The sequence below is a fragment of the Streptomyces sp. NPDC090045 genome (assembly GCF_044747975.1).
GTDB lineage: Bacteria > Actinomycetota > Actinomycetes > Streptomycetales > Streptomycetaceae > Streptomyces.
In genome coordinates this window covers 26,609-40,475 of record NZ_JBIVFA010000005.1, presented here as the reverse complement: position 1 = coordinate 40,475, position 13,867 = coordinate 26,609, and the positions used below count along the sequence as shown (strand labels likewise).

The window sequence follows — 13,867 nt, the reverse complement described above, 5'->3', positions numbered from 1 at the left end:
CTTGAACGGTTAAAGACTGCGTTAAGGCGTAAGAAGCGGAGCCACTCCATGCATGTGCCCGACGGTTTCATCAACGCACCCGTCTCGGTGGCCGCCGGAGTGGCGGCCGGCGTCGCGATCGCCGTCAGTCTCCGCGGCGCACGCCGCGAGCTCGACGAGCGCACCGCGCCGCTCGCCGGCCTCGTCGCCGCGTTCATCTTCGCCGTGCAGATGCTGAACTTCCCGGTCGCCGCCGGCACCAGCGGCCACCTGCTGGGCGGGGCCCTCGCCGCGATACTCGTCGGCCCCTACACCGGTGTGCTGTGCGTGTCCGTCGTCCTGCTCATGCAGGGCATCCTCTTCGCCGACGGAGGGCTGACCGCCCTCGGCGTGAACGTCACCGTCATGGGCGTCGTCACCGTCGTCGTCGCCTACGCGATCTTCCGCGGGCTGCTCGGGATCCTGCCGCGCACCCGCCGCTCCGTGACCGTGGCCGCCTTCGCCGGCGCCCTGCTCTCGGTGCCCGCCGCCGCGGCGGCCTTCACCGCCGTCTACGCGATCGGCGGCACCACCGACGTGGCCATCGGCAAGGTGCTCACCGCCATGGTCGGCGTGCACGTGCTCATCGGCATCGGCGAGGCCGCCATCACCGCCGCGACCGTGGGCGCCGTGATCGCCGTACGGCCCGACCTGGTGCACGGCGCCCGCGGACTCACCGCGCCGCTCAAGCTGCGGGTCGGCGGCGAGCTCGTCGACGCCCCCGCGGCCGCCGCCGCCCCGGTGGCCGCCGGCTCCACCCGCAAGGTGTGGGCGACCGGCCTGGTCACCGCGCTCGTCCTCGCCGGGTTCGTCTCCTACTACGCCTCCGCCAGCCCCGACGGCCTGGAGAAGGTCGCCGCCGACAAGGGCATCGACGAGAAGGTCGAGGACCACGCGGCCGCCGACTCCCCGCTCGCCGACTACGGCGTCAAGAACGTCGACGACGCCCGGCTGTCCGGCGGCCTCGCCGGGGTCATCGGCGTGGGCGTGACCGTCGCCGCCGGCACCGGGATCTTCTGGGCCGTGCGCCGGCGCCGTACGGAGGAGCTGACCGCCACCTCCGTCTCGGCGGGCTGACATGGGAGCCGGCCATGCCCACAAGCTCTACCGGCACGGGCACACGCCGGTCCACGCCCTGCCCCCGCACTGCAAGCTCGCCGCGACCTTCGCCTTCGTCGTGGTCGTCGTGTCCACGCCGCGCGAGGCGGTGTGGGCCTTCGGCCTGTACGCCGTCCTCATCGCGGCGGCCGCGGCCGTGGCCCGGATCCCGGCCGGCTTCCTGCTGCGCAGGCTGCTGATCGAGGTCCCGTTCGTCGCCTTCGCCGTGCTCATGCCCTTCGTCGCCGAAGGAGAGCGGGTGGAGGTGCTCGGCATGTCCCTCAGCGTCTCCGGCCTGTGGGGCGCCTGGAACGTCCTCGCCAAGGGCACGCTCGGCGTGGCCGCGTCCGTCCTGCTGGCCTCCACGACCGAGCTGCGGGCCCTGCTGCTGGGCCTGCAGCGGCTCAAGCTGCCGCCGCTGCTCGTCCAGATCGCCTCCTTCATGATCCGCTACGGCGACGTGATCGGCGACGAGCTGCGCCGGATGTCCATCGCCCGCCGCTCGCGCGGGTTCGAAGCCCGCGGGATCCGGCACTGGGGGGTGCTGGCCAAGACCGCGGGCGCGCTGTTCATCCGCTCCTACGAACGCGGCGAGCGGGTCTACCTCGCGATGGTCAGCCGCGGCTACGCCGGCTCGATGCCGGTGATCGACGAGGTCGTGGCCACGCGCACCCAGTGGGCGTACGCGGCCGTACTCCCGGTGACGGCCCTCGCCGTCTGTCTGATGGGATGGACGCTGTGAACCTCACCCCTTCGCTGGAAGTCTCCGGCCTCGCCTACGCCTACCCCGACGGACACCAGGCCCTCTTCGGGGTGGACCTGACCGTCGGCTCCGGCGAGCGGGTCGCCCTGCTCGGCCCCAACGGCGCCGGCAAGACCACGCTGGTGCTGCACCTCAACGGCATCCTGGGCGGCGGGGTCGGCGCGGTGACCGTGGCCGGGCTGCCCGTGGAGAAGCGGAACCTCGCCGAGATCCGGCGCCGGGTCGGGATCGTCTTCCAGGACCCCGACGACCAGCTGTTCATGCCGACCGTGCGGGAGGACGTGGCCTTCGGTCCGGCCGCCGCCGGAATGCGGGGCGCGGAACTGGAGGAGCGGGTCCGCGCCGCCCTGGACCAGGTCGGCATGGCTGACTTCGCCGACCGGCCGCCGCACCACCTGTCCTTCGGCCAGCGCCGCCGGGTCGCGGTGGCGACCGTCCTGGCCATGCGGCCCGAGATCCTGGTCCTGGACGAGCCCTCGTCCAACCTGGACCCGGCCTCGCGCCGCGAGCTCGCGGACATCCTGCGCTCGCTCGACGTGACCGTGCTGATGGTGACGCACGACCTGCCGTACGCCCTGGAGCTGTGCCCGCGCTCGGTGATCCTCAGCGAGGGGGTCATCGCGGCGGACGGCCGCACCCAGGACCTGCTGTGCGACGAGAAGCTGATGCGGGCCCACCGGCTGGAGCTCCCGTTCGGCTTCGACCCCCGTTCGGTATCGGTGGCATAAGCCCCGGTCGCAGGTTGTTGGACTGCTCGTGGACATCCAGGGTGTGGTGGCGGAGGGCTTCGAGCCCGTCCGGGACGCGTTCGTGCGCAATTTCGAGGTGCTCGGGGACCGCGGGGCGGCCGTGGCCGTCTACCGCGACGGCCGCAAGGTCGTCGACCTGTGGGGCGGCACCAGGGACGCCGACGGCAGGGATCCCTGGACCGCGGACACCGCGCAGGTCGTCCGCTCCGCGACCAAGGGCGTGGCCGCCGCCGTCCCCCTGCTGCTGCACCAGCGCGGGCTCCTGGACCTGGACGCTCCGGTGGGCTCGTACTGGCCGGAGTTCAAGGCGGGCGGCAAGGAGCGGATCCTGGTCCGCGACCTGCTCGCGCACCGGGCCGGCGTCCCGGTGCTGGACCGCGGGCTGACCGCGGCCGAGGCCGCGGACGGGGTCTCCGGAGCGCACGCCGTCGCCGCGCAGCAGCCCTTCTGGGAGCCGGGCTCCGAGCACGGCTACCACGCGCAGACCTACAGCTGGCTGCTGTCCGAGCTGGTCCTGCGGGTGACCGGCCGCACGCTGGGCACCGTACTGGCGGAGGAGATGGCCGAGCCGCTGGGCGTCGACTTCTGGATAGGGCTGCCGGAGACCGAGACGCACCGGGTGGGCCGCGTGGCCCCGGTCGACCCGCCTTCGAGCGCCGGAATGCTCAGGACCAGGCCGCGCAGAAACGTTTCCGAGGCCTACGCCGACCCGGACTCCCTCACCCGCCGCGCCTTCACCGCCATCGACCCGCTGCCCGACGAGAACGACCCCGCCTACCGGGCCGCCGAACTCCCCGCCTCGAACGGCATCGGCACGGCCCGCGCCCTGGCCCGCTTCTACGGGGCCACGATCGGCGTGGTCGAGGACGGCGCGCGGATCTTCACCCCGGCCACCACCGCCCTCGCCGGCCGCGAGCTGTCCTCGGGCCCGGACCGGGTGCTCGTCGTGAACACCCGCTTCGGCCCCGGCTACATGCTGCACGGCCCGGCCTCGCCGCTGCTCTCCCCGGCCTCCTTCGGCCACCCCGGCCGCGGCGGATCCCTGGCCTTCGCGGACCCGGACGCGGGCATCGGCTTCGGCTACGTCACCAACGCCCTGGCCAAGTCGGTCACCGCCGACCCGCGCGCCCAGGCCCTGGTCCGCGCCCTGCGATCAGCCCTCTGACGGTGGTTCCGTACCTCGGCGCCGATGCCGAGGGCGGTCGGACACCGACGCCTCCCGCGAGGAGGCGTCAGCCGGCTTTCGGCACGAGGGCGGGCTGACCCCGGTCAGCCGGCCTTGAGGACCTCGGCGACGATCGGTCCTGCCGCGCCTGCCTTTTCGACGCGGCCCTCGCACTGCTCGGCGCCGGGGCGCCTCGTAGGCTTCGGGGCCGCTGCGCCGGACTCCGTCCGTCGGTGGGTCCCCGCGGGGTGCGGCCGGTCAGCCGGCCTTGAGGACCTCGGCGACGATCGGTCCCGCCGCGTCGCCGCCGTGGCCGCCGGCCTCGACCATCGCGGCCGCGGCCACGTCGCCGCTGTAACCCGTGAACCAGCTGTCCGGGCTGCCCGCGCCGTCGACCTCCGCCGAGCCCGTCTTCGCGCCCTTGTCGCCGCCCACCGACCGCATCACCTTCTCGGCGGTGCCGGATGTCGCGGTCAGCCGCATCATCGAGACCAGCTGCTGCTGCACCGAGGGCTTCATCTTCCGCTGCGCCGTCGCGATCTTCCGGCCGTCGAGCTCCGGCGAGACCAGGAGCGGCTGGCGGAACGTGCCGGTGCGCGCGGTCGCGGTGATGGACGCGATGTTCAGCGGGTTCATCGTGATCCTGCCCTGCCCGATGTACCCGGCGGCCTCCTCCGCGCCCGTCGCCGTCGGGACCTTGCCGTCGACGGACTTGATGCCCGTCTTCCAGTCCAGGTCGATGCCGAAGACCTCCTTGGCCTCCTTCGCGAGCGCGGCGTCGTCGTTGATCACGCCGACCGGCTTGATGAAGGCGGTGTTGCAGGACTTGGCGAAGCTCGTCGCGAAGTTCGCGCCCGGCAGCTCGAAGTTGCCCAGGTTGTGGAAGGTGCGTCCGCCCCACTGCACCTCCTTCGTGCACTGCGCCGGCTTGTCGGCCGCGACCAGGCCCCGGTCGATCAGCATGGCCGCCGTCGCGATCTTCATCGTGGAGCCGGGGGCCCTGGCGCCCCTCATGGCCGCGTTGAAACCGTCGGTGCGGTGATTGGCGACGGCCAGGATGTGTCCGTTGCTCGGCTGGACGGCGACCACCGAGGCCTCGGGGTACTTGGCGACGGCCTGCTCGGCCGCCGCCTGAACCGTGGCGTCCAGGTACGTCTTGAGCGTGCTCGGCTCGCCCTCGACCAGGGTCAGCAGGGTCCGCTTCGGGGCCTCCTTGAGGGCGGGCTCGATCCACACCTCGGCGCCGGACCTGCCGCCCGCCTTGCTGCCGTAGTTCTGGCGCAGCTCGTCGAGGACCGGCCGCAGCGAGGGGTACTTCTCCGGGGTCAGCTCCTCGCCGTTGCGGTCGACGGCCTTGACCGGCGGGCTCGACGCGGCGCCCGCGCGCAGCTTCTCGTCCTTCTGGAGCTGCGGGTGGATCACCGAGGGCTGCCAGTCGACCAGCGGCTTCCCGCTGGTCACCCCGCGCACGACGGTCAGCTGGGAGTCGTAGGCCAGCGGCTTGGTGGTGCCCTCGTACGTGATCTCGGCCTCGACCTTGAAGGGGACGGTGGTGCCGTTCGGCGGGCCGGGGGTGATCACGGCCTTGGAGACGTACGCCTTGGACCTGAAGTCGGCGACGGCGGCCTGTGCGGCCGCGGCGTTGTTCGTCAGGTCGGCGGCCACCCGCTCGTCCCCGGCGGCCCACGCGGCCAGGAAGGCCTTTGCGGTTGCGGCGGTCTCCTTCGCACCGACCGGCCCGCTGCCCTTCTCCGCCTGGACGGAGGTGTCGCCGTCCGGCCCGTCGCCGCTGTCCCCGACCAGGGCGTACACCCCGTACCCGGCACCGCCGAGCATCGCGAGAAACACCCCTCCGACGATGGCGCCCTTCGCTGCCCCGTTCACTGCGTCCCCTCCCCAGGAGCCGATGGTTCCCTGAACATGTTCAAAGAACCTTTGGTGTGGACCTTACGCGGCGGAGCAGGTCGTTCCGGCCGTTGTTACCGGACCGGAACATCGCGACTGCGAAGGCCGTTGAAGCAATTGATGACCACGAAGAGGCTCCCGGCGATGGAAGCGCTCGGCAGCGGGGGACCGCCGCCCGAGCGGATCTGGTACACCTCCTACGGCTCGAACATGCACCGGGGCAGGCTGGCCTGCTACCTCGCCGGAGGCACCCCGGCGTACCTGGCCGGAGGCACCCCCGCGGGCGCCGCCCGCGGCTATCCCGGATGCCGCGACCCCCGTGCGCCGGCCCGCTCCGTGCCCGTCGAACTGCCCGGCCGCCTGTACTTCGCCACGGAGTCCGTCGTGTGGACGGGCGGCCGCGCCTTCTACGACCCGGCGGCGCCGGGCCGCCTGCGCGCGCGGGCCCACCTGGTGACCGTCCAGCAGTTCTCCGACATCGCCGCCCAGGAGATGTACCGGGAGCCCGGGGCCGACATCGACCTCACCCGCGTCCTGCGCACGGGACGCGACGAGCTGGGGCCCGGCCGGTACGAGACGCTGATCTGCTCCGGCGCCCTGGACGGCATCCCCGTGCTGACCTTCACCGCGCCGTGGGGCATGCACGAGGTGGAGTGGGTCAGCCCGGCCGCCGCCTACGTGACGCACCTGGCGGCAGGGCTGCTGGAGTCCGGGGCCTGGGACGCACGGTCCGTCGCCGACTACCTCGCCCGGTGCCCCGGCGCGGCCGGCCACTGGAACGCGGACCGCATCGCAGCCCTCCTGCCCTCCCCCTGACCTGTGCTGACCTCCCCTGACCTGCGCTGATCTGCCCTCGACCTGCCCACGGCCCGCTCGGCCGGACGTGCGTGCGCCGGGGCCGTGCTCTAGCGTCGAAAGGGCGAGGGTGACCGCTGCACCGAGCCGGTCGCCCCTCCGAGTGCCCGCTCCGCGCGCCGCCCCCGCCCGTGGTCCGGCGCACCCGCCGATCGCGCGACCGACCGAGAGAGCAGGTGCATGCGCATGCGTCCGTCGGCCCGTATCCCCAGCATCCTCGCCGGCCTGGCCCTCGCCGTCGGCGGCGCCGTCTTCACCGTCCCGGCCGCGCACGCGGACGCCAAGCAGTGCGAGCAGTCCCTCATGCAGCAGAAGGTGCAGGTCACGGACGATGTCCGGCAGGCCTGCTACGAGGGCCAGATCGGCAACCAGACCAGCTGCAGCGCCAGCCTCACCGAGGCGGGCATCTCCAAGGAGGACGCGGCCAGCGCCTGCCGGGTGGCCCCCCAGTAGCAAGCATGGGACTTCTTCGCGTACCCGCTCGGACCGGTCAACGGCGCACCCGATAGCGCAGGTGAAGCACCCGGTCGCCCTGAATCACCACGTCGGGATCCTCCAGCAGGTGCTGCGCGCGGACCGACCCGAAGTAGCGCTTGCCGGACCCGAACACGACGGGTACGACGTCCATGCGCACCTCGTCGATCAGGCCCGCGGCAAGCACCTGGCCACCGACGTCGCCGGCGGCGACCTCGACCAGGCGGTCACCCGCAAGCTCCTGCGCCTTGGCCATGGCCGCCTCGACGCCGTCTACGAAGTGAAACGGCGCCCCGGGGTCCCAGCCCTCGGGCTCCGGCCGGTGCGTCACGACGACCACGTGGTCGATCCCGCCCGGCGGCTTCCCGTCCCAGCCGTCCGTCAGGTCGAAGACGTGGCGGCCGACGATCGTGACTCCGATCCGGTCCCAGTACGGCCGGGTGTAGTCGTAGGACGTCTGCGACACCTTCAGCCCGCCGCTCTCGTCCAACGGGACGTCACCGCTGGTCAACCAGTCGAACAGGGGTCCGGGCTGGTCGTCCTCGTCCGCGATGAAGCCGTCCACCGACACCGAGCTGTACATGACCACCTTGCCCACGGGGCCTCTCCTCTGCTTCGGGGTGCCCCAAATTAGCGCGTCGTGAGCCGTCGCTCGCGTAACCGGCAACAACCACGACGGGCCCGGCACCAGAGGGTGCCGGGCCCGTCGTTTCGCCTGCTAGACCCAGGTGTCCAGCCACATGCGGCCGCGCCAGGAGTCCATCGGGAGGGTCTGGCCCGTGTAGATCGGCCAGAAGTAGATGAAGTTCCAGATGATCAGCAGGACCAGGACCCCCGCACCGATCGCGCCCAGCGCGCGCCGTCGCTCGGACGAGCCCGCCGGGCCCAGCAGGGCGCCGATCATCATCGCCACCGCCAGGCAGAGGTACGGGACGAAGACCACCGCGTAGAAGTAGAAGATCGTCCGCTCCTGGTAGTTGAACCAGGGCAGCAGACCCGCGGCCACCGCGCACGCGATCGCGCCCGCCCGCCAGTCGCGGCGGAAGAACCACCGCCACAGCACGTACAGCAGCGCGAAGCAGCCCGCCCACCACAGCAGCGGGGTGCCCAGCGCCAGCACCTCGCGGGCGCACTTGCCCGCCGCGGTTGCCGGGCAGCCGTCGGTGCCCGGCTCGGGGGACTCGTAGAAATAGGAGACGGGCCGGCCGAGGACCAGCCAGCTCCACGGGTTCGACTCGTAGGTGTGCCCCGAGGTCAGCCCGACGTGGAACCGGTAGACCTCGGTCTCGTAGTGCCACAGGCTGCGCAGCCACTCCGGCAGGAACGACAGCGCGCTGTCCTGGTCGTTCTTGGCCGCCCAGTCGCGCAGGTAGCCGCCCTTGCCGTTGTCCGGGCTGAAGATCCAGCCCGACCACGAGGCCACGTACGTCACGATCGCGACCGGCACCGTGGAGACGAAGGCCGGCAGCGCGTCGCGGCGCAGCATCGCCGCGTACGGGGCTCCCGCGCCCGCGGTGCGGCGCGCGGCCGCGTCCCACAGCACGGTGAGGACCCCGAAGAAGGCCAGGACGACGAAGCCGTTCCACTTCGTTCCCGCGGCCAGACCCAGGCAGACCCCGGCCAGGATCCGGTACGGCCGCCAGCCCAGCCGCAGCGACTCGGCGATCTTCGCATCCGGCCGGGTCCGGCCTCCCCCAGCCCCAGGGGGCTGGGAGGTACCCCCACCGTCGTCCACCGGCAGCGCGTCCGCGAGTCTGGCCCGGGCCCGGTCGCGGTCGATGAGCAGCGCCCCGAACGCGGCGAGCACGAAGAACATCAGCACCAGGTCCAGCAGCGCGGTGCGGCTCATCACCAGGTGCAGGCCGTCCACCGCGAGCAGCGTGCCCGCCAGACATCCCAGGAAGGTCGAGCGGAAGAGGCGGCGCCCGATCCGGCACAGCATCAGCACCGACAGGGTGCCGAGCACGGCGGTCATGAACCGCCAGCCGAAGGGGGTGAAGCCGAACATCCACTCGCCGAGCCCGATGACCCACTTCCCGACGGGCGGGTGCACCACGTAGCCCGGGTCCACGGGCAGGGCGACCCCGTCCGGGTTGGCGAGGATCGACTTGTCGATGTCCTTGGGCCAGCTCGCCTCGTAGCCCTGCCGGACCGTGGCCCAGGCGTCCTTCGCGTAGTACGTCTCGTCGAATATCACCGCCTTCGGGCTGCCCAGGTGCACGAACCGCAGCACCCCGGCGACCAGTGCCACCAGCAGCGGCCCCGCCCACGAGAAGATGCGCTGCCAGATCCCCCACGTCGAGGGCGGCAGACCGAAGGTCAGCCACAGCTGCCGGGACGGCTTGGCGTACGGGGGCACCAGCCGGCTGCGGACGTCCGCGCGCGGCGACGCGGCGGCGGCCGGCGCGTAGCCGAAGCCGCGCAGCCGGCGCAGCCAGGTGGGCGGCTCTACTTCGCGCCCCGCCGGCGAAGCGGCAGGGGCCCCCGCGGGGCTGGGCGACGGCGTCGCGGTACTGGTCACCGGCACATCGTAGGGAAGAGATCTGTGTGCGCCCCAGTGGCGGGGGCCTGGCGGGGGGCGGCGGGGCGCGGGACTGAGAGGATGGGCGGGTGACAACTGACCAGCCCCGCGGTACCCAGCCCACCTCCACCACCGCCGCGGCCGAAGGCCTGATGGGCACGCTCGTCCTCGCCGGCACCCCCATCGGCGACCTCGCCGACGCCCCGCCGCGCCTCGCGGCCGAGCTGGAGCGGGCCGACGTGATCGCCGCCGAGGACACCCGGCGGCTGCGCCGGCTGACCCAGGGACTGGGCGTGCACACCACCGGGCGCGTCCTCTCGTACTTCGAGGGCAACGAGTCCGCGCGCACCCCCGAGCTGGTCGAGGCCCTGGTCGGCGGCGCGCGCGTGCTGCTCGTCACCGACGCCGGCATGCCCTCGGTCTCCGACCCCGGCTACCGGCTGGTCGCCGCCGCCGTGGAGAAGGACATCAAGGTCACCGCCGTCCCCGGGCCGTCCGCCGTGCTCACCGCGCTGGCGATGTCCGGGCTGCCCGTGGACCGGTTCTGCTTCGAGGGGTTCCTGCCGCGCAAGGCGGGCGAGCGCCTCGGCCGGCTGCGCGAGGTCGAGGGCGAGCGGCGCACGCTCGTCTACTTCGAGGCCCCGCACCGGCTCGACGACACCCTCGCCGCGATGGCCGAGGTCTTCGGCGCCGAGCGGCGGGCCGCGGTCTGCCGCGAGCTGACGAAGACGTACGAGGAGGTCAAGCGCGGCGGGCTCGGCGAGCTCGCGGCCTGGGCCGCCGAAGGGGTGCGCGGGGAGATCACCGTCGTCGTGGAGGGCGCCCCCGCCGCGGGACCCGGCGACGTGGACGCCGAGGAGCTGGTGCGCCGGGTGCAGGTGCGCGAGGAGGCGGGGGAGCGGCGCAAGGAGGCCATCGCGGCGGTCGCGGCCGAGGCCGGGGTACCCAAGCGCGAGGTGTTCGACGCCGTGGTCGCGGCAAAGAATGCGGCACAAAAGATGCCGTAAGTCGGTAAAGAGCTAACCTGAAAAGCAAAGCTTCAGACCGCGCACCGGGCGCTTTGGGCATGGACTCGCCCAAAGACCGTCCAACAGTAGACAGGGCCTGATGCGCTCCCGCCTGAAGAGGCGTCCACTGGCAATGGCACCAGTGGAACAAGAGGAGCTGGCATGAGTGAGATCGCTGACACCCCGGTACCCGTCCCCGTCGCGGTACCCGCCGCAGTCCCTGCCGTCGTCTCCAGCCCCGGCGTGCAGACCGTGCACGAGGCCTACTCCTTCGCGTGCATGAAGTGCGGGTACGCCTGGGAGCAGGCGTACGCGATCGAGCACCACGTCGACGGCCGGGGCGAGCCGTTCATCATGTACAAGGTCAACGGCGAGCGGGTGCCCTCCCCGCTGTCCAACCCGACCTGCATGAACTGCGGCGGACACGTCGTACGGATCATGCGCGCGGGCCAGGTCTCCTCGGTGCTCGGCATGATCGACCACCTCTACCACCACCGCATCGCCCCCGGGATCGCCGGACCGGTGCCGGCTGGGGCCAACGTCCCCCGGACCCCGAAGCCCCGCACGGGGACGCACGACTCCCCCGGGCCCGTCGCCGTCGACCGGGCCCAGGAGCGCCGGGGCCCGCTCTCCCGCCTGATGGGCATCTTCCGCCGGTCATAAGATCGGCCCCATGAGCCCTTCCTCCGCCTCCAAGGACGCACTGCCCCCGCTGCCCGAACCCCTCCGGGTGGCGGTGGCGGACTCGCACACCCACCTCGACATGCAGGCGGGCACCGTCGAGGAGGGCCTCGCGAAGGCCGCCTCGGTCGGCGTGACCACCGTCGTCCAGGTGGGCTGCGACGTGAAGGGCTCCCGGTGGGCCGCCGAGACCGCCGCCGCCTACGAGAACGTCCACGCGGCCGTCGCCCTTCACCCGAACGAAGCCCCCCGGATCGTCCTCGGGGATCCGGACGGCTGGTCGCGGCAGGGGGCCCGGGCCGGCGGTGGCGAGGGCGCGCTGGACGAGGCGCTCGCCGAGATCGAGGCGCTGGCCGCCCTCGACCACGTGAAGGCGGTCGGCGAGACCGGGCTGGACTACTTCCGCACCGGACCGGACGGCATGGCCGCGCAGGAGCGCTCCTTCCGCGCCCACATCGAGATCGCCAAACGGCAGAACAAGGCGCTCGTCATCCACGACCGCGAGGCCCACGCGGACGTCCTGCGCGTCCTGCGCGAAGAGGGCGCCCCGGAGCGGACCGTCTTCCACTGCTACTCCGGGGACGCCGACATGGCCCGCGAGTGCGCCGCCGCCGGGTACTACATGTCCTTTGCCGGAACCGTCACCTTCAAGAACGCGGCGCCGCTGCGCGAGGCGCTGGCCGTGGCCCCGCTGGAGCTGGTGCTCGTCGAGACGGACGCGCCCTACCTGACCCCGGCGCCGTACCGCGGACGGCCCAACGCGCCGTACCTCATTCCGCTGACGGTACGGGCGATGGCCGCGGTCCGCGGCATCGACGAGGACGCGATGGCCACCGCGCTGGCCGCCAACACGGCACGCGCCTTCGCCTACTGAATCCGCCCCTCCACCGGTGGCCCACCCAGCGCCGCACCACCCGCTCCGACACGCTGAGTACCCGCCCGGCTTTGGAGCGTGACGTCTCCTCCGCTAGGGTGCCGTGCCCGAACCCCGGGGGTGCCGGATCACCAGTGGAGCGAGCGTCGTGAGCGATACGCAGGGCAGTCACCGCCGTGCCGGTCCCGTCCCGGAGGAGTACGGGGCCGAGCCCCAGGCCTGGACGGCCGGTACGGCGGATCCCGGGGCCACGCTCCGCGACCCCGATCCCGGCGTCCCCGGCCCGCGCGCCGGGAGCCGGCGGGCCGGCCGGCGCCGTCGGGGCGCGGACAGCGCCACCGGTCCCGGTTGGCCCGGCGGCCGGACGCCGGCCGAGCTGGCCGAGCTGGCCGCCGTGGCGGAGCTGGCCGAACTGGCCGAACTGGCCCGGCTCTCCGAGGCCGACACGCTGGCCGCGCCCGGCTCCGGCCGCCGCCGCGCCGCGAGCCCGGCCGTCGCCGCCCTCGCACCCGCCCCCGCCGCCCCCGCGGTTCCCTCGGTTCCCGGGACGGGCCGCCGGGCCCGCGGCCGCGGCGCGCCCGCCGACGCCCCGGCCGCAGCGCCCGGGACCGGCCGCCGCCGCGCCGCCCGCGGCCGCGGCGCCCCCGCCGAACCGCCCGGAGCGAACTGGCGGCGGATCGTGCCCCAGGCCCTGGTCGTCGCCTTCCTCGCGGGCGGCACGACCGCGTTCGTCGCCGCCGACAAGTCCGTACGGCTCACCGTGGACGGGGTCCCGAGGGACCTGCACACCTTCGCCGGCGACGTCGAGGAACTGCTCGCCGCCGAGGGCCTCGGCGTCGGCCCCCACGACCTCGTCGCCCCCGCCCCCGGCGAACCCCTCGAAGACGGCGAGGAGATCGTCGTCCGCTACGGCCGCCCCCTGCGCCTGACCCTCGACGGGCAGCAGCGCCAGGTGTGGACCACCGCCCGCACCGTCGAAGGCGCACTGCGCCAGTTCGGCATCCGCGCCGAAGGCGCCTACCTCTCCGCCCCCCGCACCGCGCCCGTCCCCCGCTCCGGCCTCGCCCTGAGCGTGCGCACCGAACGCAGCGTGACCTTCATGGCCGACGGCCGCGAACGCACCATCCGCACCAACGCCGCCACCGTCCAGGAGGCCCTCGACCAGGCCGGCATCACCCTGCAGGGCCAGGACACCACCTCCGTACCCCCCACCGCCTTCCCGCGCGACGGCCAGACCGTCACCGTGCTCCGCATCACCGGCACCCGTGAGGTCCGCGAGGAGCGCATCCCCTTCGAGACCGAGAAGGTCAAGGACCCCGACCTGTTCGCCGGCACCGAGGTCGTCGAACGCGCCGGCCGGCCCGGGGCGCGCCGGGTCACCTACACCCTGCGCACCGTCAACGGGGTCCGCCAGACCCCCCGCGCCATCGCCGACGAGGTCGTCCGCGAGCCCGTCACCCAGCTCGTCAGGGTCGGCACCAGGGCGCTGCCCAGCTCCGTCGCCGGCGCCGACGGCCTCAACTGGGCGGCCCTCGCCCAGTGCGAGTCCGGCGGGCGCCCCTCGGCCACCGACGCCTCGGGAACGTACGGCGGCCTCTACCAGTTCGACGTCCGCACCTGGCAGGGCCTCGGCGGCAGCGGCCGCCCCCAGGACGCGTCCGGCTCGGAACAGACCTACCGGGCCAAGAAGCTCTACGTGCAGCGGGGCGCGAGCCCGTGGCCCCACTGCGGCCGCAGGCTCACCTCGTAGCGGTCCC

At 73.3% G+C, this 13,867-nt stretch carries 13 protein-coding genes; 10 read left to right on the top strand and 3 right to left on the bottom strand.

The window, feature by feature from the left end; translation table 11 throughout:
- Nucleotides 1-48 precede the first annotated feature (48 nt).
- Genes ACIPYQ_RS15520 through ACIPYQ_RS15505 form a run of 4 tightly spaced genes read left to right on the top strand, consistent with a single transcriptional unit; the run spans nt 49 to nt 3,793 of the window.
- Nucleotides 49-1,095 (top strand): energy-coupling factor ABC transporter permease, encoded by a 1,047-nt coding sequence (locus ACIPYQ_RS15520; protein WP_401250959.1) that lies wholly within the window; start codon nt 49-51, stop codon nt 1,093-1,095.
- Nucleotide 1,096: 1 nt separating this feature from the next.
- Nucleotides 1,097-1,858 (top strand): cobalt ECF transporter T component CbiQ, encoded by a 762-nt coding sequence (gene cbiQ / locus ACIPYQ_RS15515; protein ID WP_401250956.1) that lies wholly within the window; start codon nt 1,097-1,099, stop codon nt 1,856-1,858.
- On the top strand, nt 1,846-2,607 hold the full coding sequence (locus ACIPYQ_RS15510; RefSeq protein WP_401250953.1) for an energy-coupling factor ABC transporter ATP-binding protein: 762 nt from the start codon (nt 1,846-1,848) through the stop codon (nt 2,605-2,607). Before cbiQ ends, ACIPYQ_RS15510 begins: the two co-directional genes overlap by 13 nt.
- A gap of 22 nt (nt 2,608-2,629) precedes the next feature.
- Complete coding sequence (locus tag ACIPYQ_RS15505) at nt 2,630-3,793, top strand: serine hydrolase domain-containing protein (RefSeq protein WP_401251830.1); 1,164 nt, start codon at nt 2,630-2,632, stop codon at nt 3,791-3,793.
- A gap of 258 nt (nt 3,794-4,051) precedes the next feature.
- On the opposite strand, the gene ACIPYQ_RS15500 is transcribed toward ACIPYQ_RS15505, so the two are convergent.
- Complete coding sequence (locus ACIPYQ_RS15500) at nt 4,052-5,677, bottom strand: penicillin-binding transpeptidase domain-containing protein (RefSeq protein WP_401250951.1); 1,626 nt, start codon at nt 5,675-5,677, stop codon at nt 4,052-4,054.
- A 141-nt stretch (nt 5,678-5,818) separates the two neighbouring features.
- On the opposite strand from ACIPYQ_RS15500, the gene ACIPYQ_RS15495 reads away from it, so the two are divergent.
- Together ACIPYQ_RS15495 and ACIPYQ_RS15490 are read left to right on the top strand one after the other, a co-directional pair.
- Nucleotides 5,819-6,514 (top strand): histone deacetylase, encoded by a 696-nt coding sequence (locus ACIPYQ_RS15495; protein ID WP_401250948.1) that lies wholly within the window; start codon nt 5,819-5,821, stop codon nt 6,512-6,514.
- Between the two features lie 219 nt (nt 6,515-6,733).
- Nucleotides 6,734-7,006 (top strand): hypothetical protein, encoded by a 273-nt coding sequence (locus ACIPYQ_RS15490; protein ID WP_401250945.1) that lies wholly within the window; start codon nt 6,734-6,736, stop codon nt 7,004-7,006.
- Between the two features lie 37 nt (nt 7,007-7,043).
- On the opposite strand, the gene ACIPYQ_RS15485 is transcribed toward ACIPYQ_RS15490, so the two are convergent.
- Entirely contained in the window at nt 7,044-7,625 is a 582-nt protein-coding gene (locus ACIPYQ_RS15485) for a dihydrofolate reductase family protein (protein ID WP_401250943.1), read from the bottom strand.
- 120 nt (nt 7,626-7,745) lie between these two features.
- Nucleotides 7,746-9,548: a dolichyl-phosphate-mannose--protein mannosyltransferase gene (locus tag ACIPYQ_RS15480; protein WP_401250940.1), complete on the bottom strand. Its 1,803-nt coding sequence runs from the start codon at nt 9,546-9,548 to the stop codon at nt 7,746-7,748.
- A 149-nt stretch (nt 9,549-9,697) separates the two neighbouring features.
- Between ACIPYQ_RS15480 and rsmI the strand changes: the two genes are divergently transcribed.
- The 4 genes from rsmI to ACIPYQ_RS15460 all read left to right on the top strand — a co-directional run bounded on the left by rsmI (nt 9,698) and on the right by ACIPYQ_RS15460 (nt 13,860).
- Nucleotides 9,698-10,555 carry a 16S rRNA (cytidine(1402)-2'-O)-methyltransferase gene (rsmI, locus tag ACIPYQ_RS15475; protein ID WP_401251827.1) on the top strand — a complete coding sequence of 286 codons (858 nt, stop codon included), beginning with the start codon at nt 9,698-9,700 and terminating at the stop codon, nt 10,553-10,555.
- A gap of 162 nt (nt 10,556-10,717) precedes the next feature.
- Complete coding sequence (locus ACIPYQ_RS15470; protein ID WP_401250937.1) at nt 10,718-11,218, top strand: hypothetical protein; 501 nt, start codon at nt 10,718-10,720, stop codon at nt 11,216-11,218.
- Nucleotides 11,219-11,228: 10 nt separating this feature from the next.
- The gene (locus ACIPYQ_RS15465; protein WP_401250934.1) at nt 11,229-12,110 is read left to right on the top strand and encodes a TatD family hydrolase; all 882 of its coding nucleotides are present in this window, start codon (nt 11,229-11,231) and stop codon (nt 12,108-12,110) included.
- Nucleotides 12,111-12,558: 448 nt separating this feature from the next.
- Nucleotides 12,559-13,860 (top strand): ubiquitin-like domain-containing protein, encoded by a 1,302-nt coding sequence (locus ACIPYQ_RS15460; protein WP_401251824.1) that lies wholly within the window; start codon nt 12,559-12,561, stop codon nt 13,858-13,860.
- Nucleotides 13,861-13,867 lie beyond the last annotated feature (7 nt).